Genomic DNA, 21,517 nt, shown 5'->3' with positions numbered 1-21,517 from the left:
ATTTTAAACAAAAGGCTGCTGGATGTATTCGGCTAACCGTTTTGCACTGTGAGAAATATCCTCTGCAGCTGCATAATTCACGCCATAGAACACATATGGAGGCAGATACTTCATGCCGATCAGATTACTCGTGGCCTGAAATGGTTTCAATAGCTCACTGATCGAGTAATGATTTGCTCCGCCCGCTTGATATTTTTCCGCTTCGCTCCCTGTTGATACAGCCAGCATCAGCTCCTTGCCATGCAAGGCATTTCCTTCTGAACCAAAAGCCCAGCCGTAAGTCAGCACAAGATCCTGCCATTTTTTCAAGAGCGGCGGAGAGCTGTACCAATATAGCGGGAATTGAAAGACAATCCGATCGTATTCCTCGCACAGCTGCTGTTCCTTCGCAACATCTATTTCTTCATCCGGGTATTCCTTATAAAGATCCCGTACTGTGATATTGTCATGTTTACTCAATTCCTCAGCCCACGCCTTATTGACAACTGAGGTCTCCATATGAGGATGAACTGCCAAAACCAATATTTTCATCAGACCACACCTTTACTGTTTTGATGTTATTTTATCTAAAATCAGGAAAAGAGCCAAATAAAAAGAAAGCCCTGTAAAAGGGGCTTTCTTTTTTTCTTTTATTCAGGGCTTCCTTCAGTTGTTTCGATATCTTTCGCAAAATCAGGGTTATCCAGATTCGCATTAAAGAAATCCGCTGTGTTCGGAAGTCTGAGATTCATGTTCATTTTTTGAGAAATCGTAACCGTGCAATCCTCAAGCACATAGTCAAAAACGTGTCCGCCTGAATTGCGTCCTTCGTCAATGAAGTGCAGGTGATAGCCTGAAACGGCGATTCCGTTTGCATAAGCTGGTGTCAAGAAACCTACGATCGTCCCTCTCACGTTGTCGAAGTTGAAAATCGGCTGTGTTTTGACCGCTTCAACCATTGGCACGTAAGGTTTTTCTTGAAGTTCTACCGTTCTTGTCTGCACCTTTTTAAACAATCCGTCAATACGAATTGCATAAAATAAGTTTCTGCTTGGCAGCATGCTGTTGATCTCTTTTTCAAAGTCTTCGCGTGTCATTTTCGCATCAATTTTGTGCGTCATGTCCGGTGTAAAGAACGTAAATGAACAGAACGGTGAACGGTCTCCTTTTTGGACCGGTGTCGCGGTTCCGTCTGAGCGAAGACGGTAAAATTCGCCGTCAAACCCAATCAGCTCTCCGTCAAGCTTGTTAAAGGTTCCGATACCGAAGTCTCCATATTTCGGAATCTCTGACAGTTCAAAATCTCCGTCATATACTCCGTCTAATAGAGAAGTCATTGTTGATACTTGATAAATCTGGCTCACAGGCTGATCTTTTTGACCGCGGCTGAGCACTTGAATGTTGCTTTCTCGTTTCATATTTCCCTTCACTCCTTTTATTTAGTGCTGTTCATAAAACAGTGTCGTGATGCGCAGAGTGCTAGAGAGCTTTCGTTTTCATGAGTTCCCCGAATTCTTTCGGAAGCTTGTCACTTGCTAAATTAATGTTATCACTGTAGTCAACCGGGACATCGATGATGACAGGACCTTCAGCGTTCATGCCTTGACGCAGAACATCTGCCAGCTGGTCTGGTGATTCCACGCGCAAGCCAGTTGCTCCGAAGCTTTCCGCATATTTTACGATATCGATATTTCCGAAATCGACCGCAGATGTACGGTTATATTTTTTCAATTGCTGGAATGCAACCATGTCATATGTGCTGTCGTTCCATACAATGTGTACAATTGGTGCTTTTAGTCGTACCGCTGTCTCTAATTCCATTGCTGAGAATAAGAAACCGCCGTCACCCGAGACAGAAACCACTTTTTCTCCCGGTTTCACCAATGAAGCGCCGATTGCCCAAGGAAGCGCAACGCCGAGTGTTTGCATACCGTTACTGATCATTAATGTTAACGGCTCGTAGCTGCGGAAATAACGTGACATCCAAATGGCGTGCGAACCGATATCGCAAGTTACTGTAACATGATCATCGACTGCATTACGCAACTCTTTAACGATTTCAAGAGGGTGCGCTCTGTCTGATTTCCAATCTGCAGGCACCTGCTCACCTTCATGCATATATTGTTTTAAATCAGAAAGAATTTTCTGCTCACGCTCTGCAAATTCCACTTTCACAGCATCGTGTTCGATATGATTAATCGTGGACGGAATGTCACCGATCAATTCAAGATCAGGCTGGTAAGCATGATCAATGTCAGCGATAATCTCGTCTAAATGGATAATTGTCCGGTCTCCATTGACATTCCAGAATTTCGGATCATATTCAATCGGGTCATAGCCGATCGTCAGAACAACATCTGCCTGCTCTAGCAGTAAATCGCCAGGCTGGTTGCGGAACAAACCGATACGGCCAAAATACTGATCCTCTAAATCTCTAGAAAGGGTACCGGCAGCTTGATATGTTTCAACAAATGGAAGCTGAACCTTTTTCAAAAGCTTGCGAACCGCTTTAATTGCTTCCGGTCTTCCGCCTTTCATGCCGACCAAAACGACAGGAAGTTTTGCTGTTTGGATTTTTGCTATGGCCGCACTGATTGCATCATCTGCTGCAGGACCGAGTTTTGGTGCTGCAACAGCACGCACGTTTTTCGTATTTGTGACTTCATTCACAACATCTTGCGGAAAGCTCACAAAAGCGGCCCCAGCCTGCCCTGCTGACGCTATCCTAAATGCATTTGTAACAGCTTCCGGTATATTTTTTACATCTTGAACTTCTACACTGTATTTTGTAATCGGCTGGAATAGCGCCGCATTATCCAAAGATTGATGTGTCCGTTTTAAACGATCTGCACGGATCACGTTTCCAGCAAGCGCAACGACAGGGTCTCCTTCAGTGTTCGCTGTCAGCAGGCCTGTTGCCAAGTTAGAGGCACCCGGTCCTGATGTGACTAACACGACTCCCGGTTTTCCAGTTAAACGGCCGACTGCTTGGGCCATGAATGCTGCGTTTTGTTCGTGCCGAGCAACGATAATTTCAGGTCCTTTATCTTGTAAAGCGTCAAATACCGCATCAATTTTTGCACCTGGAATGCCAAATACATGTGTGACACCTTGCTCCACCAAGCAATCAACAACAAGCTCCGCCCCTCTGTTTTTCACAAGGGATTTTTGTTCTTTTGTTGCTTTTGTCAACACCCTCACTCCTTATTATGCATTTTAAACGTAAAATTTTAAATATCTTGTGATAAGTTTCACTATACACTCTTTGGAAATTGACCTCCAATATCGATTCGCCTTATGATTAATATGTAATACGAATTATTAACCTATGGAAAGGAATGCATATTGAATGGAGCTTCGCCATCTTCAATACTTTATCGCAGTAGCCGAAGAGCTTCATTTCGGAAAGGCTGCCCGGCGGCTGAACATGACGCAGCCTCCTCTCAGCCAGCAGATCAAACAGCTGGAGGAAGAAGTCGGAGTTACGCTTCTGAAAAGGACAAAACGATTTGTCGAGCTTACCGCAGCAGGAGAAATCTTTTTAAATCATTGCCGCATGGCCTTGATGCAAATCGGACAAGGAATTGAACTGGCACAGCGGACGGCCCGCGGCGAGCAAGGCCTTCTCGTAATCGGTTTTGTCGGATCAGCTACATATGAATTTCTGCCGCCGATTGTCCGGGAATATCGTAAAAAATTCCCATCTGTGAAAATAGAACTGCGTGAAATATCCTCGTCTAGGCAGCAAGAGGAGCTACTAAAGGGCAACATTGATATTGGTATACTTCATCCTCCCTTACAGCATACAGCTTTACATATCGAAACCGCCCAAAGCAGCCCTTGTGTTTTAGCTTTGCCTAAGCAACACCCATTGACTTCTAAGGAATCAATTACGATTGAGGATTTAAGAGATGAACCAATTATTACTGTTGCTAAAGAAGCATGGCCTACTCTATACATGGATTTTATTCAGTTCTGTGAACAAGCGGGCTTCAGACCCAACATTGTCCAGGAAGCCACAGAATATCAAATGGTGATTGGTTTAGTCAGCGCCGGAATTGGTATGACATTTGTTCCTTCCTCAGCCAAAAAATTATTTAATTTGGATGTTACTTATCGAAAAATGGACCAAATACAGCTTAATGCCGAATGGGTTATCGCTTACCGCAAAGACAATCATAATCCGCTTATAAAGCATTTTATTCATATTTCAAATTGTCAGCAGACAAGAACTAAAGAGAGTGATGCAGGTACATGAACGATACTTGCAATCTCTTTTTTCTTTTGGGATTCTTATGGAAATTTTATTAATTTAATATAATCGCTTAGTACAACTTCATATCAGTATACGTATACATACAGTACAAATAGTTGGCAAGGACATTAGTAAGCGCAGGACATTAGTTTGATTTTAAAAATGAAAGATAGAGAGGTGAAGTAAATTATTGAGTTCACCGGCATATTCACATTGCTCGCTTTTTTCGTAACAATGATTTTTATTTTCTGGAGACCAAAAGGACTAAATGAAGCTATCCCCGCCACATTTGGTGCTTTAATGGTTTTATTGTGCGGAAGTGTGTCATTGGCAGACTTAGGGGAAATCGGAACAAAAGTCACGGGTGCATCGGTTACAATCCTTGCCACTATGATTATGGCCATTGCACTAGAAAGCTTTGGTTTCTTTTATTGGGTGGCTGCAAAACTGCTCCAACAATCCAAGGGTTCAGGCATCAAGCTTTTTTGGCTAACCAATTTGCTCTGCTTTCTCATGACCATTTTCCTGAATAATGATGGGAGCATTTTGATCACAACTCCAATCCTTTTGCTTGTACTAAAATATTTAGGTTTAAAAAAACATCAAAAAACCCCATATTTATTAAGCGGTGTTTTAATAGCCACAGCCTCTAGCGCACCGATTGGCGTAAGTAATATTGTTAATTTAATTTCTCTCAAAATCATTGGAATGGATCTATATCTTCACACTGCCATGATGTTTGTCCCTAGTATGATGGGACTCATTTTTATGACTTGTCTACTGTTTATGTTCTTTTATAAACGTCTTCCCAAGAACCTGCCAGATATACCGAGCCATTTTCAGTCTCTGCGGCATAGAAGGTACCATCCTCTTCATTCGCCATCAGCTCCTTTACCAGAACGAAATCAAACAAAAATCATGTTGTTTGTGCTTGCATTTGTTTTTCTCGTCAGAATGAGTCTATTTGCAGCATCATATACCGGTATTTCTGTTCCTCTAGTCGCTGTCATCGGATCTTTTATCCTGTTGAGCTGGAGATGGATTTATTTCAAAACCTCCCCAAGAGACTTGTTATATAAATCGCCTTGGCACATTTTTATATTCGCTTTTACTATGTATGTCTTAATTTATGGTCTGCATAATATTGGATTCACTGAGTTACTTGTGAATTATTTTGAACCTGTCGTTTCTGGAAGCCTCGCCCACGCAACTTTCGCATCAGGTATCTCTACTTCAGTTTTTTCTAATCTCTTTAACAACCATCCAGCTTTAATGATCAGTACTTTTACCTTAACTGAAATGACCCTGAATCCTTCAACAACAAAAATCATCTACTTGGCAAATATTATCGGCAGTGATATCGGTTCATTATTATTACCTATGGGAACCTTAGCAACGCTTATTTGGATGCATATATTAAAACAGCATGATGAAAGTATTTCATGGGGCGAATATATAAAAACGACCATTATCATCATTCCGCTGACTGTTCTTTTTACGTTAACATGTTTATATTTTTGGATCAGTTGGTTATTTCTTTAGTACAGTATGAAACGAAAAACTGCCTTCTGCTATTCAAGAGGGCAGTTTTGCATACACTAGGGAAGATGCATTGTCTTTAGATGATTTAACTTCCAAATGATTGGCTCTCCATTTGCGTTAATAAGCTCAATGATATTATTAGAGACATCCTTTAATAGACCAACTTTTTCTGGCACCTCTCCCATATCAAATATGACCAATTCACCAATATTTTTTTTGATCTGCTCCTCAAAATTACGCACAAGAGGAACTTTGGAAGGCACGACAGGCAATTGTGAGTTGTCAAGAGTGTACGGTGTTTGTTCAGTTGAATAAGGGGTAAACCATTTTAAATGATGCATAGATATAAAAAGTATTTTAAATACAGGTGAGAAAAATACAATATAATCGTTTAAAACATTTGTAACATACCCATGGATCGATCGACCCCCAGTTACATAAACTTCAATAAACTGGCCTTTGACCTTGTTTAATGTATTTCTATATGAAAAAGCTTGAGTTTCTGCCTCTATCATTGGATCTTCCGGATTGATCAAAAATGGCTTCTCAGTACTGGTCATTATTTTCGCCTTTTTCATTTGATGAAGATGCAACAAGGGAATATAAAGATAATTGCAGCCATCAAAAATAACAAAAATATCCTGTCCGATATCTATGAGGGTGCCGACAAACCTTGTATCTCCTGAAATGACAACCTCAACATCTGTGTTAAGGAATTGATTCAAACCTTTCACGATTCTCCTCCTTTAACTGAAAAAGGGCATCACTTAATCTGATGCTCCTCCATTATCTATTAAAATTTACGTTTCCAGTGATAGTCTATCGTTCTGACAATCGTTTCATAGCTATAATCTTCCTTTTGTTTTCCTGAACTTTTTATTGAACTTGAATAACCTGGTGATCTTGATGATTGATAATCTGAAGATCTTGGTGATCGTTTAGATGATTTTGATGAACTCTTTGAACCTGATGAGCTGTATGATTTTGATGATTGATAATCTGATGATCTTGGCGATCGTTTAGATGATTTTGATGAACTTTTTGAACGTGACGAACAGCCAGATTTGGATGATTGATAATCCGAAGATTTTAGTGATCGTTTAGATGATTTTGATGAACTTTTTGAACGTGACGAACGACCAGATTTGGATGATTGATAATCTGAAGATTTTAGTGATCGTTTAGATGATTTTGATGAGCTATATGATTTTGATGAGCTATATGATTTTGATGAAATGAACGAATTGCTGTCCTTATCATTATTGTCTTCCTGGCTTTGTTCATTCTTTTGATCCTCTTTTTTGTACGACCCTTTTGGGCCTAAGCTGATGCTTTTTATGTGATAAGAATAGATGCGAAGCACCTCTTGATTTTTCACTATAGTATAATGGCCGTCGGCATTATCTACAAGGATACCCTCAATGGCTTCCGGACCTCCACGATTAATTGAAACCCATTTATGAGTCAGACTCTTAAAAACCTCTCTTAAATCATCAGCTTCCAAGACACCTGATGGCGTCTGTCCTTCTATTTTCAAATCGGGCTCATGTTTACTTATACTCTTTATGTGATGGATATTAAAATACACTACCCCATCCTCATTTGTGTTTAACGCAGCGTAATCATCTCCCAGCCAGACCAATCTTCCTTTTTTAGATTCCGGACCCCCTTGATTAAATTGAACTGATTGGTTCATGAATTGTCCGATTAAGCTATGAAAATCGTCAGCGTCGGGCATTTCCTCAGTCTCAATTGCTGTGGTGCTATTATTGGTATCCTCAGTAATACTTTTCACATGATCCAACTGATAATAAATTATTTTTTTTTCAGCTTGTAAAGCAATATAATCTGATTTTACAGCAGTTAATTTCCCTTTTTTAGATTCCGGACCTCCACGATATACAGTAACAATTTTATCTTTCATTGAATGCAAAAAGTTATAATAAGATATTTCATCATTTGAATGATACTTCATTCTCCTCTTGCTCATTCAAGTTCCTCCTAGTCACTTATACATAGATGATAAACATATTGCATATATACGTGTCACGTTTATTTGTTGAACTAATTCAATAGCCTAATTGTCGCTTTTTCAGCAGAATACCTATTTTCACACATTCATAAAATACTTAAATTATTTTTGAGGTATTGTGAACGGTTTTTAATATATTCACAAATCACATCCGGCTCGCGGTCAAAACGCTCAACATCATTCTTTTTGTATGGGTCCATCAAGATAAAAGGCCTAATCCGCTCATACATCGCCATGATTTTCGGTTCCATATATTCTATCGTAAAAAGAGATTGGAGCGTTTTTTCTAACAGGCGCTTGTAGGACTTGCGAAACTCGGATTCATCCAATATCCGGGCGGTTAGTGTATTAAATCCTTGAATTCTTACATAATCGGCAGCCATCCGCTCTCCATGGATATCCCTGCCCCAGGTCGCATCATAATCCCAAGGAATCACCTCAAATAATCCGGTTTCCCCGCTTCTGTATAATGCGTAGTTGTGGACAAACCCGTCATAGTTCGAGGTGAATACAATACCGGCAAGCCAGCGCAAATACTTATCGACATCCACGTGTTTTGTCACTTCTGACTTAAACTGAGCTTTAGGGACAGTATTAATTTTAAAAATCATATCCTGTAAATAAAAATCATCTTCCACAGTCCCTGTCTTCTTTTCATATCCAAGCTCCAGCGACGTCTTCGTTTCCTTTTCCAAATCGCTCATCAGAGAAAAATTAGCATCATCATCCACCGCGTAAAAAATCGCGCCATCAGCCAGCTTCCTTTTCGCCAAATAATATTCATCTACGGATTCAAGTTCAAGATAAACCCCTTCATTCTTCCCGTTCACCTTTACAAACACAAACTCTGCCTTTGGAGACAGTGTCCCTAGCTCCGAGAAAAAATCCAGAGACAATTTGTTTCTCATCAAGGAAGGGTCTTTATACTCCGCATTTAAGTGAATCTCTCGCGCGCCGCGGAATGTTTTCGGCTGATAAAAGGAAATATGGTATGACTTCTTTTTGAAGTCTCTGATATGTGATCCCCGATAAGCGATATCAATATCCAGCCTTTTTTGATTTACCTTCATCACAGCTGGCACCGGATCATCGTCCCATATATCCTTTTTTAATTCACGCAAATCTTTTGGATGAACAAACAGCTGATAAAGCGGTAAATTGGATTGATTCTTCATCCATAATCCTCCTTACAAATATTAGGCTTTTATTTTTATAAGATCTCAGCGGAACACTTATACACTTTTTAAAACCGCGCGTACTATGAGGGTAGTAAGGATCTTCATCCTTAACATCATTTTTAAAAGGAGGATTTCAAATTGGGCCACTATTCCCATTCTGACATCAAAGAAGCGGTGAAATCCGCAAAAAAAGAAGGTTTAAAGGATTATTTATACCAAGAGCCTCATGGAAAAAAACGCAGTCATAAAAAGTCGCACCGCACTCACAAAAAATCTCGCAGCCATAAAAAATCATACTGCTCTCACAAAAAATCTCGCAGTCACAAAAAATCATTCTGTTCTAACAAAAAATCATACTGCTCTCACAAGAAATCACGCAGCCACAAAAAATCGTACCGTTCTCACAAAAAATCTCGCAGCTATAAAAAATCTTGCCGTTCTTACAAAAAATCTCGCAGCTATAAAAAATCTTGCCGTTCTTACAAAAAATCTCGCAGCTACAAAAAATCTTGCCGTTCTTACAAAAAATCTCGCAGCTATAAGAAGTCATGCCGTACACACAAAAAATCTTATCGATCCCATAAGAAATACTACAAAAAACCGCACCACCACTGCGACGACTACAAAAGACACGATGATTATGACAGCAAAAAAGAATACTGGAAAGACGGCAATTGCTGGGTAGTCAAAAAGAAATACAAATAATCTAAGTTTTCATTGTTTCAATAGGCTGCCGGCGGAGGTACGGAAGCCTATTTTTTTATTTGCCCTGTATTAGATATATGTCATGACATAACATATGCAACCCGCATCATTTGGTTTCCTTTAAACCATTTCGTTATAATCAAGGTATCCTAACGATAAAGGCGGTTGTTGCTATGTACATATTTCAAGCTGATCAGCTTAGTGCCAAAGACACATACAAGCTATTGTCAGGTACCGTTATTCCCCGCCCCATTGCATTTGTGACAACACTTTCTTCAGAAGGAGCGGTCAATGCCGCGCCTTTCAGTTTTTATAACGTCGTCAGCTCAGATCCTCCGCTTCTCAGTATTTCTGTTAACAGGACGGAAGGACGCCAAAAAGATACAGCGCGAAACGCAGTGGAGAACGGAGAATTTGTCGTTCATGTCAGTGATGAAGCCATCATTGAAGATATCAATGAAACAGCTGCAAGCTTAAGGCCGGATGAAAGCGAGCTTACACGCACCTCGCTTCATCCTGTTGAAAGCAAAGCTGTTTCAGTTCCCGGCATTAAGGAAGCCCGCGTTCGCTTTGAGTGCAAATTAGAGCGGCATATTACCTTTGACAATGATCAAGGCATCACTACAGCAGATCTGCTCATCGGAAGGGTTGTCTGCTTCCACCTAGATGAAAAGGTGTATGATGCAGAAAAGGGATATATTTTAACGGATGAATTAAAGCCTGCCTCACGCTTGGCGGGAAATCACTATGCCAAGCTGGGGGAAGAATTCACACTGATTCGTCCCAGCTGAAGAGAAGGACTATTTAAATAGAAGAAACTAGTCAAAAAGACCTTATGATTACATAAATAACGCCTGTAAAAAACTGAAAAAGTATCAAAAAAAAGAACACCCAGAGTAAGCTCGGGGTGTTCTTTTATGAAACGTTTTTCCTTTTTCTTCGTATAAAGGTAGATTAGGAGGAATTGGAATGACAAACTTTTGGATTTTAATGCTGATCGCTATTACCATCAGTCTCGCCTCTCAATTTTTTATAAAGAAAAAATACGGTATTGATAAATCCGGCTGGCGATATAAGCATGTCAGCAATACACACAAATGGATCGAAATCACTTTACTTATTTTGTTTGTGGTTTCACTCTCCTTTTTTCCAGTTGAATATTTGCTTCTTTTATTTTTTATTGTGATTGACTCAATACGAATTTTTATGGAGTGGCATTATAGACCTGAAGATAAACAGTATATGTACCACATTGTAGAGGTCTCCCTTATGTTTATGCTTTTGATTTATATTTGTACCCTATAGTTATTTAAATCCCCACAGCCGCTCCGTCTCCCCGAGGATCGGCTCCGCCTTGGAGAAAGCCTTCTTCATCAACTTTGATTGCAGCCGCGTGTCCCATCAGCGGATCATAGTCACCGACAACCTCCACGAGATGCCCGCTGTCTTTCAGTTTTTGGATTGTTTTGTCTGTGAATCTGCCCTCGACTCTGAGACCTTCGTATTCCTCTCCCCACGTTCTGCCCCATACCCAGCGCGGTTCGCTGATTGCCTGTTGTGGATGCATTTCGTAGTCCAGCATTCGGGTAATGATGGCCGTCTGGGTCTGCGGCTGGCCTTCGCCGCCTTGTGTGCCGTACAGAATTTTTGGCTTTCCGCCTTTACAGACCATAGCCGGCATCAACGTATGGAAGGTGCGCTTTCTCGGTTCAAGCGTGTTGACATGATTTTCATCCAGTGAGAAAAATGATCCGCGGTTTTGCAGTAATATGCCTGTATCACCGGCAGTGACTGCCGAGCCAAATTCAAAGTACAGGCTTTGAATGAATGACACTGCGTTGCCATCCGCATCGATTACTGCCGCATATGCCGTATCACTTCCCACCGGCCTGCTTTCTGCCGGTTCTGCCAGATAGCCGATTTCTCCCGCCAATCGTTTCGCATAATTTTTATCTAAAAGCCTTTCAAGCGGAATGTCAGCAAACGCAGGGTCAGTCAAAAAGGCATTCCGATCTACAAAACTCTTTTTCAACGCCTCCACAAGCACATGATAATACTCAAATGAACCGTGCTCGATTTGTGTGAAATCATAGTTTTCCAAAATGTTCAGTGTTAATAAACCGGTAAATCCCTGAGAATTCGGCGGCGCCTGATACACACTGTATCCTCGATAATCACTTGATACAGGCGCTGCCCACTCACCCCGATGCGCTTTAAAATCATCGATTGTCATGTAACTGCCGTTATTCTGTAAATGTGAGACAATCCGCTGAGCGAGATCTCCTTCATAAAATGCGCTTCTTCCTTTTTCAGCAATCAAGTTCAGACTGTCTGCAAGCTCTTTTTGCACAAATCGCTCTCCCGGGACAGGTGCTTTGCCCCTTCTCGTGAAGATGTCAGCCGTGTAAGGCGTGGAAGCCAGCAATTCAATATTCTTTTCTGTGTGACGACACTGATCAGCTGATACAGGAAACCCATTTTGGGCATAATCGCGTGCGGGCTCCAATACATCTGCAAGAGACAGACGCCCGTACTCCTTCAGGACCGCATCCCAGCTATCAACCATTCCCGGCACGGTAATGGCACTGTCAATCCCCCGCAGCGGAATCGCGCTTTTTCCCTTATATACATCTCTCGTTACGTTTTTTCCTGAACGGCCGCTGCCATTGTAGACTCTTACTGCCTTTGTTTCCTGGTGAAAGGTCAGCCAAAAGGAATCCCCGCCAAGTCCGGTCATATGCGGGTACACAACCGCAAGACAAGCACTCACCGCAACAGCGGCGTCAAACGCGTTGCCTCCCTTATCCAGTATAAGGTTTCCGGCTTGAGAAGCGAGGTAATGCGGACTGACGACCATTTGCTTTGTACCGATGACAGATTTGTTCATCACAAGTCCCCTTTTTTAAGAAATTTTCTTCAGTATAGGGAGCCTGATTTTTCACATCTACTGATCCGGCAGAAAAACTGACGAACTTTCTTCTTTTCGCAAATAATAAGATATTTTCGCATTCATTTCGAAAACAAATGAAAAATTATTATTTCGATACGTAACTTTTATGATAAAATGATTGCTAAAAGGCTACGAAAGCAGGTGGAGCAATTGAGTCATGAATATCAAATCCCCAACCTTGTACTTGATGAGACTGATAAACAAATTCTCACGATTTTGCATGAAGAAGGCAGAATTTCTTATACGGATCTTGGCAAAAGAGTCGATTTATCACGGGTCGCCGTCCAGGCCCGTATCAACCAATTAATTGAAGCCGGTGTTATTGAAAAATTCACCGCTGTCATCAATCCCGCTAAAATCGGCATTCATGTTTCCGTGTTTTTCAATGTCGAGGTAGAACCGCAATTTTTAGAAGAGGTCGCTCTTAAGCTTGAGGAAGAGCCTGCGGTCACCAGCCTTTATCACATGACAGGCCCGAGCAAGCTGCATATGCATGGGATCTTTGCCAACGATCAAGAAATGGAAGAATTTTTAACAAAACGGCTGTATCCATTGCGAGGCGTCGTCAGTGTTGATTGCCAGATGCTGATCAAACGATACAAAAGCCGTATGGGAATGAAGCTGTAAAGGAGAGAAACGAATGAAAAACCATCCTTATCGGGATATGACGGCCGCAATGGTTCGCACCGGCATATTAGGGTTCGGCGGCGGACCTTCCGTGATTCCGCTGATCCGCCATGAAGCGGTCAATAAATATAAATGGATTGACGATGATGAATTCGGAGAAATATTAGCAATCGCTAATGCGCTTCCCGGACCGATTGCCACCAAAATGGCTGCTTATCTGGGCTTTAAGCTAAAAGGCACAATAGGTGCAGTTGTGGCGACCCTCGCCCACACTCTGCCTACATGTCTTGCGATGGTGGGCTTGTTTGCGGCTGTAAATGTGTTAAGCCATTCAGCAATTGTTGCAGGTATGATCGGTGCCGTCACGCCGGTAATTGCTGTAATGCTCGGAATCATGGCGTACGAGTTTGGCCAAAAAGCGCTAAAAGGTTTCGGCTGGGTCACCGGCATCCTGTTTTTTATCATCGCTTTTATCGGCCTGCAAACTTTACAGATTAATCCCGGCCTTGTCATTATTATTTTCTTAGCGTACGGGGCGTTTCATTTTAAACTGAAAGACAAAATCACAAATAAACATTCAAAAGATAAAGGAATGTCAGCCTCATGATATCGATCTATTTATTTATGGCGTTTTTTATCGCAAACCTACTGGGATATGGCGGCGGACCTGCGTCTATCCCGCTAATGTTTGAAGAAGTTGTAAACAGATACAGCTGGCTCTCAAACGATCAATTCTCAAATATGCTCGCACTTGCGAACGCTTTGCCGGGCCCGATCGCCACGAAAATCGCTGCGTATGTCGGCTACAGCGCAGGCGGGTGGCCCGGCTTCCTAATTGCCCTGATCGCAACCGTCGTACCGTCGGCGCTCGCATTGATCGTCCTGCTGCGCATCATCCAGCGCTTCCGCCAATCACCTGTCATCAAAGGCATGACGCTGTCCGTCCAGCCTGTCATCGCGGTCATGATGCTCATTCTTACCTGGCAAATCGGCGCAGACGGCATCAAAGCGATCGGCTGGATCCAATCTATTGTGATTGCGGGGATCTCCCTCCTTGCCATGACAAAATTCAAGATGCATCCGGCGTTCCTGATTATCGCGGCGTTTTTGTATGGCGGCCTTGTGATTCCTCATTTATAGAAAAAAGCACCTGGACAGGTGCTTTTTTATTTTGGCCCAGAAATGCGGTTTGATATGACAGCTGTTTCTTCTCCTGCGTCACTCTTGATCATGTGCTTGACTTGCAGCGTGGTTCCTGCCATTCTCACAGATTGCTTCAACTGGGACGAATTGGTTTCAACTTGTATCCAAACAGGAGGCTGGACCTTCCAAAATAAATAGAGTGCAAGAATCAGCAAGCCAGCAATGACCGACAGCAAAAACTTCATATCGCATCGCTTCTTTTCAGTAAGCGGCTCGCAGCGGACAGCGCCTGATGATCACGAAGAATATCGCCTGGACGATTGCCTTCTCCCAGCACATAGCCTTTAAAGGACATTCCCATAAAATGAAAAATATGTTCGAATTGCTGAATCAGCGGCAGCCCTTTTATTTTTGGATTGTCTCCGCCCACTGCTATTACATATGCCTGTTTCACTGACATTTGCTGTTTAAAATCAGGAAATCTCGGATCTTTCAACGTCTGTGACCAGCGATCAATAAACAGCTTTAATGTCCCTGACATGCCAAACCAATAAATTGGGGTGGCGAATACAAGAATATGGCACTGCAATATCCGTTCAATGATAGAATCGTAGTCATCTTGAACAGGACGAAAGCCGCCTTGGGCGTGACGCAGATCTTCAATTGGCTGAATTCGATATTTCTGCAAATAAATGTGCTCCGCATCGAATCCTTGAACAGCCTTCTCCGCAAGAACATCCGTATTTCCGCCAGACCGAGTTCCGCCGTTAATAACCGCAATTTTCATGATGCATCTGCTCCTTTGTTTACGAATGATTTTCTTCATCTTATAATGGATTCATCAATCAAGACAGATGATTATTTCGATTAATCCAATCGCTAAAACCGATTTAGAAAGGAAGAGAACAAGTGGAATTGAAGCAGCTGATCACCTTTATTACGGCGGCAGAACATGTAAACTTCACCCTAACCGCCAAAATGCTTAATTATGCACAATCAAGCGTTACCTCTCAGATCAAATCACTTGAAGAAGAAATTGGGACGCCTTTATTTGAACGGCTCGGCAAGCGGCTTATCTTGACAGAAGCAGGAAAAACGTTCAAATCTTATGCACAGAAGATCATTGCGTTAACAGAAGAAGCGAAAATGGCCACAAATCAAGTAAGAGAAACAACCGGAACCTTAAAAATCGGGGCGACAGAAAGCCAGTGCACATACCGCCTGCCCCCTATCATAAAAGAATTTAAACAGGCTTTTCCCCAAGTAAAGCTCATATTCAAACCATATATCTCCAATGAACAAGCGAAAGAACAGCTCTTACAGGGCCAGCTTGATATCACCTTCATCTTGGATGTAAACCGGATGGAAGACGCACTGCACGTTGAATCTTTGATTCAGGATGAGATCAAAATGGTGGCTGCTAATGACCATCCTTTTCCTGCGGATTTACCAATAACATTGAAGGATCTTCAAAACGAAACTCTTCTGCTGACAGAGGACGGCTGCTCGTACCGCACGCTCTTTGAGAACAATTTGCATGACTCCGGTGTCTATCCTAACAAATTGGAATTCGTCAGCATAGAAGCCATCAAACAATGCGTGATGGCCGGACTTGGGATTGGAATCTTGCCTGAAATGACAGTAAAAGATGATATTGCAGCAGGCCGGATGAAAGAACTCAATTGGCAGAGCGATTGCCCCGTTTTCACTCAATTAGCATGGCATAAGGACAAATGGATGTCTGCGCCATTAAAGGCTTTTATCGATTTGACACGGAAAACATTCAAATAAAACCTCTCCACAAGGACGACAAGGTTTTTGAGACCAGGAAAGCACACACATACAAAAAAACACTTGATGACTTAGAGCCCCAAGTGTTACATGTGATTTTTCTGATAAAACGTTCGCAAAACATGCGTTTCAAGGTCAGCCAGGCGGACAGGGATCGGCAATCTGCTTTCTTGATTGATCAAGCTCATCGTGATCTGATAGCTGCTGTCTAAATCAATATAATTACCGCAAGACAAGAAAATAGGCTTCACGTCCCCCCGCGTTCGCAGCGCCCGGCCATATACCTCGCCGTCAATGAGAATATCGGTGTATGCACCGACTTCATTTTCAGGCATCACGAAATCATAGCCTTTGATTTTGAGATAGGTTTTCGCAATCCCAATCGTCGGCTTGCCCAGAAAAAAAGCCGCATGGGTGGCAACGCCCATATGATTGTAATGCAGATATCCGTTGCCATCAAACAAGAAGACATCCGGCTCCGTCTCCAGCTTTTTCGCCGCCTCGATGATCAAAGGCAGCTCACGAAACGCAAGAAAACCGGAAACATACGGTACGCTGATTTTCCCCATACTATGCACTTTTTCAATGACTTCTTTTGTATCAGCGTCAATCACGATAATACTGCACACTCCGTATGGTTCTCCGTTCTGCTCCCAATAGGCGAGATCGACGCCTGCGCAGGTGTTGATGGAGTTGGGATGGATCGTGTGGGATAGGTTGATACGATTTCTAAGGGATTGTTGTGTTTGAACAAAATCCGATTCATCTTTTAGATGAAAATCGTGTATTTGATGTATTTCCATTTTACTTGTTTCCCTCTCTTCGCGCTCAATTGTCCTGCATGTCGATTCTAGCAATGACACCAAATTATATCATTGAAAAAAGCAGATAGTATAATCTGCTTTTTTATTACTATTCATTTTTCATTTCTTTCATAAAAATATAATCCAATTGTTTAATTAATTCTTTAAGTTCAGTACACATAATATCCTCTAAAGGATTTTCCCAATCTTCGTTTTTTATCAGTTCAATCCCATAGCTTCCGGCTGGATCACCTTCTGGGTACCACCCTACGTCAAGCAGCAAATTTTTTGTCTTATGAGAAATCTGCAGGAGATCTTGATTAAAGTCAAATAACCAAGCATCATCATTTGCCTCTAGCGTCTTAGGATCAGTATCTTTTAATGTAATATAATCAACAGTCCAACCAGCCGGTATCTTTAGCCTTAAAAAATTGGGAATCTGTTGGCTTAGTGGCTGCAAACCCTCTAAAACCCCGCTTCCCACACTCCAGATTTGATATTCTAACTCTTCTAATAATTGTTCTATCTCATTAAAAGACTCATCTTCATAAATCTTATCTGTTTTTAAGCCAGCTACTTTGATATGGTATTGATTATTTTCATAACTTACCTTAATAAAGGCCTTACGTTTTTCATTTTGTAGTATTAGTAATTCACATTTTTCTTGCATTCTTTTTTCTGAACATAAATTGTTCAGTACTACAGACCAGCCATTACAGATTTTTAATGGCTGTAGTTGAGAAATATGGTCTCTTTCCATCCCGCTTCTCCTTCATTATTCTAAAAAATCTGCCGATTGACAACCCAAAAAGAAGTTTAAACTATTCTAATATATCAGTAAACAAGGCACTTCTAACGTTAACCTCTATTGAAAGCTGTATACAATGAGAAACAAAAACGCCAGCCCTTGGTGTCCATAGACTGACGTTTCTTGAAAACCTCTCTTAACCTTTTTTAAAAACGATAAAATTCCCGTTAGGATAATCGCCATTCCAACCACACGGGAAATAACCCGCTTTATAAATTTCAAAAACCTTTTCAAAAAAATTATTTGTATTACCATTAATTGCTCTATTAATAGCACAATTGTTTAGGTCAGCTACTATATCCTCAAAAAAAGTCTTGAATTCAGTAGAAGCATGTCTGATGCTCTCAGAAAAAATATCTAATAATGCGTCTATATTTTCCGGCTTTTGATTATCTTCTAATTCGTAAAACCGCTCCCATACTTCACTCATTTCAATTTCCCTTATATCTTTCCATGTATACTCATCTTCTCCATATACTTCTTCATAAGCCAAGTATTCAGCCTTTTCTTGGTCATTAATTATTTGAGTAAAATTAGATACATTAACTGATTTTATAGGCTTGAAGGTTTTTGAAAATTCAACTACCTCTTCCACCAGATTATGATATTTTCCAAAATTCATTACTTGTTATACCACCTTTCCCAAAGATCAACTGTTGCTCCACCGCCTCTTTTCCAAACGGGTTTTCTTGAGGCGCTACCTTCTTTCCTTTCTAATTTATATGCTTCTAATCCTTTCTCCTTTATTTTCTTTAATTCTGTTTCTAAATAATCATCCCTCATATAAAGAGGCAACCCTTTTTCTTGTAATTCTCTTAATTTTTGTTGTAAATCATATACCTGTTTTTCAATGACGTCTACACTTTGGTTAACATTAATCTCATCTAATTTTTTTCTCACAAAACTACTATAAACTGAATGATATCCCTTATGCCGTGAAGTAGCACTTATATCATCATCCGGGACCCTTAAGAAAAAGCCATTTGACGCATCATCCATATCCATTCCTAACTTCTTCAAAACAGGATGACTTCGAAACTCCTTCGGGATAATATGTTGAGCCTGATATGGAGTACGTTTTGTTGAACGTGGAAGTCCCATTTGCTCAAACATATTTTTACCTAATTTAGTTGAACTCCCCCCTGTAACCTTTCCTGGGGTCCCTGGAATTAATCTTGTGGTAGTGTTTCCACTGCTACCTCTACCCACCATCTTCACAACCCCAAGATCTTTCACAGCTTTCGTTTTCACATCAGCGTGAACAATTGGGAAAGTTGTCCCATCCGGTGTGACAGTCTTGTGGACACGAATTTTTACATTCGTCGGCACTTTGAATTCTTTTACTTGATCTAGAATCTTTCTCCCTTTTTCAACTTTTGCTACTTGTGGCGATTTAGCAAGCGGGATGCCTTTATCAATATGTTTCGCCAATGCACCGGCTCCAACCAAGCTCAATGCCGCTTCGAGCGCCCCTTGCTTCCGCTTCTCCTCAGACACTTTGTTTCCAAACATATCCCGTCCCGTGACGGCTTCTGAGAATCCGTTTGACGCAATAAGGCCGTATGCGCCCATTTCAGTCATTTTGAGAATGTCTAAGGATTTGCCTGTTTTGTAGGCATCTAATGCGTGTTCAGCAGCGATAGCTGCTTTTCCGGTTTTGTAGATGGCTTTTCCGCCTTTGAAGGCCCGGCCTGCCCAGCCGACGACTGGTATGAATCCGGCAGTGGCCATAGCTCCTGCTGTCACACGCTCTGCGGTGGAGAGTTTTTCTCCGGTAACCGGATCAACGCCTTCGGTTGCTCTTTTATAATCATAATAGCCAGTGACTTCTCCAGTAAAGTTGCAAACTCCATCCCATGTTTTTTCGTACCACGGTTTGTTTGCTTCTTCCTCGGCTTTTTCCTGGAGCCGTCTTGCTTCTGCTTGCTGGGTTTTTGCATCGATATAGGTTGTTCCTTGATTTTCTACTTCAATGACGCTTTTGTAGACTTCATTGCTGTGGAAGGCTTTTTTGTCATAGTACATAGGAGAAGCGCTCTTCCCATTGCTGGTGGCCTGCATGAGAACGGAATATTTGGTGAGCACTGCGTTGTCCAGAGATTCTAAATTTTGATATTCAGTTGTCAGGGATTCATCAAGCTTATCGACAGCTGTGATCGTGTCACGTCTGATTTTTTGGGCATCGCCCATCTTATCTGCATAGTCGTCAAGCGTATACATGTCGAGGTCAATAATATCGCTGATGCCTGACAAAATAGAATCGATTTCTTCTTTATGGGCGGAGACAATCTCTGAGGCTTTCAGGTCTCCATTGGGCAGCTCATGATCCAAAAAAGAAGTTTCCACATATGAATCATTCAGTTCTTGATCTTTAATATCTCCTGAAATGCCATTTAAAAACGCAATTTGAGCAGAGACAAGCGTCAGCCAGCTGTCTACGATTTCCGCCTGTCCCTGAAAAAAATCTTTAATATTGTCCGCGCCTTTTCCTTTAAAATTATCGCCTAAATCTGCAACTCCCTGAAACGCTTTTTTCAGCGTATTCAGCTGCTCCTCAAGCGTCTCATATTGCTTTTTTCTGCTCTTCGCTTCTTCGATTAAAGATTTAGATTCAAATACTTTGCTCATCGCACTGCCCTTTCTGTTCTATTTTACCGCTATCGCCTCGTCCTGCTCTTTGAGTGAATCTACATTATCCTTTGTATCCTCGATATTTTTCTGTACCGCTTTTTTGTAATCTCCGAGCATGGTTTTGATGTTCTCCTCACGCTCATGATATTTTTTCGTATAATCGAGTTTGTTTTTTCCATTGGACCCCGCGGCGCCGATTGATACGTCAGCAAGCGCATCTTTGACAGAATCCAATGTTTTGATTACAGTATCGTATTTCAATTTAATTTCTGACATAAAAAAGATCACCACAATTTAATAGATTTAATTTGATTAACAGCATCCTCCAAGAATTCTTCACCCTTAGCAAGAGTATGACCAGCAAAATTCGCTAGCTTTAATTCTTTGTCATAGAGAAATTTCATAGATTCCAACTGAATAATCTCCATTTGAATCGAAGCCATATACTCGTTATATTTATCATTCACAATCTTAGATGCTTCCGATTTCGCCTCTTCTCTTCCCTTGTCGAAATCATCGGCTTTTGTTCCCGTCCAATGCTTGCCCAATTCTGGTTTCACAATTTCTTTGATTTCAGTGATTGCCTCTTCTTGCAGTGTGTCTATGTCCTTTTTTGCTTTTTTCAGTTTTTCGATCTTGTCTTCCACGTCGGAAATTTTTCCGTTGAGCGAACTTTTGATATCCGCCAGCATACTTTCATAACCCATCTGAATCACCTCTTAATACTCAAAAAGTCGTATGGAGGGGCTGATGAAGATAGACTTTTCCATACTTTATTTCCATATATTATATTTTAAAATAGCCAGAAGGCGGCTTAAATAGGGTAAATGGCTTAATTTAGGCATATAACGCTCTTGAAATGTAGGTATTTGATCTTGTTTTTGTTCGTTATACAGCTAATAAAAGCGTTTTATAAAATGAAATCACCTAATGTCATAGTTATAAAGGCACTTGAAAGAGGCAGATGCTGTTGATCTGCCTCTGTTCATGTTTATGTTCTTCATCTGGTCGGCCACGTCTGATTTTGTCATTTGGCTTATATTATTTCCGCTTCTGACCCTTTGGATCAAAAG

General features: G+C 41.3%; 25 protein-coding genes. 9 read left to right on the top strand and 16 right to left on the bottom strand.

The genetic code is table 11. The features are described 5' to 3' along the window. Positions 1–3 precede the first annotated feature (3 nt). The 3 genes from M1D94_RS02705 to alsS form a co-directional block, all read right to left on the bottom strand. Entirely contained in the window at positions 4–531 is a 528-nt protein-coding gene (locus M1D94_RS02705) for an NAD(P)H-dependent oxidoreductase (RefSeq protein WP_015714827.1), read from the bottom strand. A gap of 98 nt (positions 532–629) precedes the next feature. Then, positions 630–1,397 carry an acetolactate decarboxylase gene (gene budA, locus M1D94_RS02700; RefSeq protein WP_024572687.1) on the bottom strand — a complete coding sequence of 256 codons (768 nt, stop codon included), beginning with the start codon at positions 1,395–1,397 and terminating at the stop codon, positions 630–632. A gap of 61 nt (positions 1,398–1,458) precedes the next feature. Continuing rightward, positions 1,459–3,171, bottom strand: coding sequence for an acetolactate synthase AlsS (gene alsS / locus M1D94_RS02695; protein ID WP_014478171.1), 1,713 nt, complete (start codon positions 3,169–3,171; stop codon positions 1,459–1,461). 157 nt (positions 3,172–3,328) lie between these two features. On the opposite strand from alsS, the gene alsR reads away from it, so the two are divergent. Continuing rightward, the gene (gene alsR, locus M1D94_RS02690) at positions 3,329–4,237 is read left to right on the top strand and encodes an acetoin biosynthesis transcriptional regulator AlsR (RefSeq protein ID WP_003227859.1); all 909 of its coding nucleotides are present in this window, start codon (positions 3,329–3,331) and stop codon (positions 4,235–4,237) included. Positions 4,238–4,447: 210 nt separating this feature from the next. Continuing rightward, the gene (locus M1D94_RS02685; protein WP_077670997.1) at positions 4,448–5,776 is read left to right on the top strand and encodes an arsenic transporter; all 1,329 of its coding nucleotides are present in this window, start codon (positions 4,448–4,450) and stop codon (positions 5,774–5,776) included. 56 nt (positions 5,777–5,832) lie between these two features. On the opposite strand, the gene M1D94_RS02680 is transcribed toward M1D94_RS02685, so the two are convergent. The 3 genes from M1D94_RS02680 to cotH form a co-directional block, all read right to left on the bottom strand. Beyond that, positions 5,833–6,510 (bottom strand): DUF2642 domain-containing protein, encoded by a 678-nt coding sequence (locus tag M1D94_RS02680; RefSeq protein WP_064671505.1) that lies wholly within the window; start codon positions 6,508–6,510, stop codon positions 5,833–5,835. A 59-nt stretch (positions 6,511–6,569) separates the two neighbouring features. Next, the gene (locus M1D94_RS02675; RefSeq protein ID WP_456270406.1) at positions 6,570–7,766 is read right to left on the bottom strand and encodes a spore coat protein CotH; all 1,197 of its coding nucleotides are present in this window, start codon (positions 7,764–7,766) and stop codon (positions 6,570–6,572) included. Positions 7,767–7,894: 128 nt separating this feature from the next. Further along, positions 7,895–8,983 carry a spore coat protein CotH gene (gene cotH, locus M1D94_RS02670; RefSeq protein WP_014478176.1) on the bottom strand — a complete coding sequence of 363 codons (1,089 nt, stop codon included), beginning with the start codon at positions 8,981–8,983 and terminating at the stop codon, positions 7,895–7,897. Between the two features lie 141 nt (positions 8,984–9,124). Here cotH and cotG point away from each other — a divergent pair, with 141 nt between their 5' ends. The 3 genes from cotG (at position 9,125) to M1D94_RS02655 (ending at position 10,996) form a co-directional block, all read left to right on the top strand. Beyond that, the gene (cotG, locus tag M1D94_RS02665) at positions 9,125–9,691 is read left to right on the top strand and encodes a spore coat protein CotG (RefSeq protein WP_456280234.1); all 567 of its coding nucleotides are present in this window, start codon (positions 9,125–9,127) and stop codon (positions 9,689–9,691) included. A gap of 173 nt (positions 9,692–9,864) precedes the next feature. After that, entirely contained in the window at positions 9,865–10,482 is a 618-nt protein-coding gene (locus M1D94_RS02660) for a flavin reductase family protein (RefSeq protein WP_014481120.1), read from the top strand. Positions 10,483–10,660: 178 nt separating this feature from the next. Beyond that, complete coding sequence (locus M1D94_RS02655) at positions 10,661–10,996, top strand: DUF4181 domain-containing protein (protein WP_046160935.1); 336 nt, start codon at positions 10,661–10,663, stop codon at positions 10,994–10,996. Between the two features lie 4 nt (positions 10,997–11,000). On the opposite strand, the gene ggt is transcribed toward M1D94_RS02655, so the two are convergent. Beyond that, positions 11,001–12,578, bottom strand: a complete 1,578-nt coding sequence (gene ggt / locus M1D94_RS02650; RefSeq protein ID WP_456270405.1) for a gamma-glutamyltransferase — start codon at positions 12,576–12,578, stop codon at positions 11,001–11,003. A gap of 213 nt (positions 12,579–12,791) precedes the next feature. On the opposite strand from ggt, the gene chrS reads away from it, so the two are divergent. The 3 genes from chrS to chrA are packed head-to-tail and all read left to right on the top strand — an operon-like array spanning position 12,792 to position 14,408. After that, on the top strand, positions 12,792–13,268 hold the full coding sequence (gene chrS, locus M1D94_RS02645) for a chromate efflux transcriptional regulator ChrS (protein ID WP_014478181.1): 477 nt from the start codon (positions 12,792–12,794) through the stop codon (positions 13,266–13,268). Positions 13,269–13,281: 13 nt separating this feature from the next. Then, complete coding sequence (gene chrB, locus M1D94_RS02640; RefSeq protein WP_038829866.1) at positions 13,282–13,875, top strand: chromate efflux transporter subunit ChrB; 594 nt, start codon at positions 13,282–13,284, stop codon at positions 13,873–13,875. Then, a complete protein-coding gene (gene chrA, locus M1D94_RS02635; protein ID WP_014665634.1) occupies positions 13,872–14,408 on the top strand; it encodes a chromate resistance efflux protein ChrA in 537 nt (178 codons plus the stop codon). Before chrB ends, chrA begins: the two co-directional genes overlap by 4 nt. Positions 14,409–14,434: 26 nt before the next feature. Here chrA and M1D94_RS02630 read toward each other — a convergent pair whose 3' ends face one another. Then, entirely contained in the window at positions 14,435–14,656 is a 222-nt protein-coding gene (locus tag M1D94_RS02630; RefSeq protein WP_038829865.1) for a hypothetical protein, read from the bottom strand. Further along, a complete protein-coding gene (locus tag M1D94_RS02625) occupies positions 14,653–15,198 on the bottom strand; it encodes a flavodoxin family protein (RefSeq protein ID WP_038829864.1) in 546 nt (181 codons plus the stop codon). Before M1D94_RS02625 ends, M1D94_RS02630 begins: the two co-directional genes overlap by 4 nt. Before the next feature lie 122 nt (positions 15,199–15,320). On the opposite strand from M1D94_RS02625, the gene M1D94_RS02620 reads away from it, so the two are divergent. Further along, a complete protein-coding gene (locus M1D94_RS02620) occupies positions 15,321–16,202 on the top strand; it encodes a LysR family transcriptional regulator (protein WP_029726024.1) in 882 nt (293 codons plus the stop codon). 86 nt (positions 16,203–16,288) lie between these two features. Here M1D94_RS02620 and M1D94_RS02615 read toward each other — a convergent pair whose 3' ends face one another. The 7 genes from M1D94_RS02615 to M1D94_RS02585 form a co-directional block, all read right to left on the bottom strand. Then, positions 16,289–17,005, bottom strand: coding sequence for an endonuclease V (locus M1D94_RS02615; RefSeq protein WP_038829863.1), 717 nt, complete (start codon positions 17,003–17,005; stop codon positions 16,289–16,291). Positions 17,006–17,114: 109 nt separating this feature from the next. Beyond that, positions 17,115–17,765: a hypothetical protein gene (locus M1D94_RS02610; protein ID WP_038829862.1), complete on the bottom strand. Its 651-nt coding sequence runs from the start codon at positions 17,763–17,765 to the stop codon at positions 17,115–17,117. Between the two features lie 184 nt (positions 17,766–17,949). After that, positions 17,950–18,435 (bottom strand): hypothetical protein, encoded by a 486-nt coding sequence (locus M1D94_RS02605; protein WP_038829861.1) that lies wholly within the window; start codon positions 18,433–18,435, stop codon positions 17,950–17,952. Continuing rightward, entirely contained in the window at positions 18,435–20,441 is a 2,007-nt protein-coding gene (locus tag M1D94_RS02600) for a T7SS effector LXG polymorphic toxin (RefSeq protein WP_038829860.1), read from the bottom strand. Before M1D94_RS02600 ends, M1D94_RS02605 begins: the two co-directional genes overlap by 1 nt. 18 nt (positions 20,442–20,459) lie before the next feature. After that, positions 20,460–20,720 (bottom strand): YwqI/YxiC family protein, encoded by a 261-nt coding sequence (locus M1D94_RS02595; protein WP_003227825.1) that lies wholly within the window; start codon positions 20,718–20,720, stop codon positions 20,460–20,462. Between the two features lie 8 nt (positions 20,721–20,728). Continuing rightward, positions 20,729–21,151, bottom strand: a complete 423-nt coding sequence (locus M1D94_RS02590; RefSeq protein ID WP_017696586.1) for a YwqH-like family protein — start codon at positions 21,149–21,151, stop codon at positions 20,729–20,731. 216 nt (positions 21,152–21,367) lie between these two features. After that, positions 21,368–21,475, bottom strand: coding sequence for a hypothetical protein (locus M1D94_RS02585; protein ID WP_154213109.1), 108 nt, complete (start codon positions 21,473–21,475; stop codon positions 21,368–21,370). Between the last annotated feature and the right edge of the window lie 42 nt (positions 21,476–21,517).

The sequence above is a fragment of the Bacillus sp. JZ109 genome, assembly GCF_053903135.1.
This window is presented reverse-complemented; position numbering and strand designations above follow the sequence as displayed.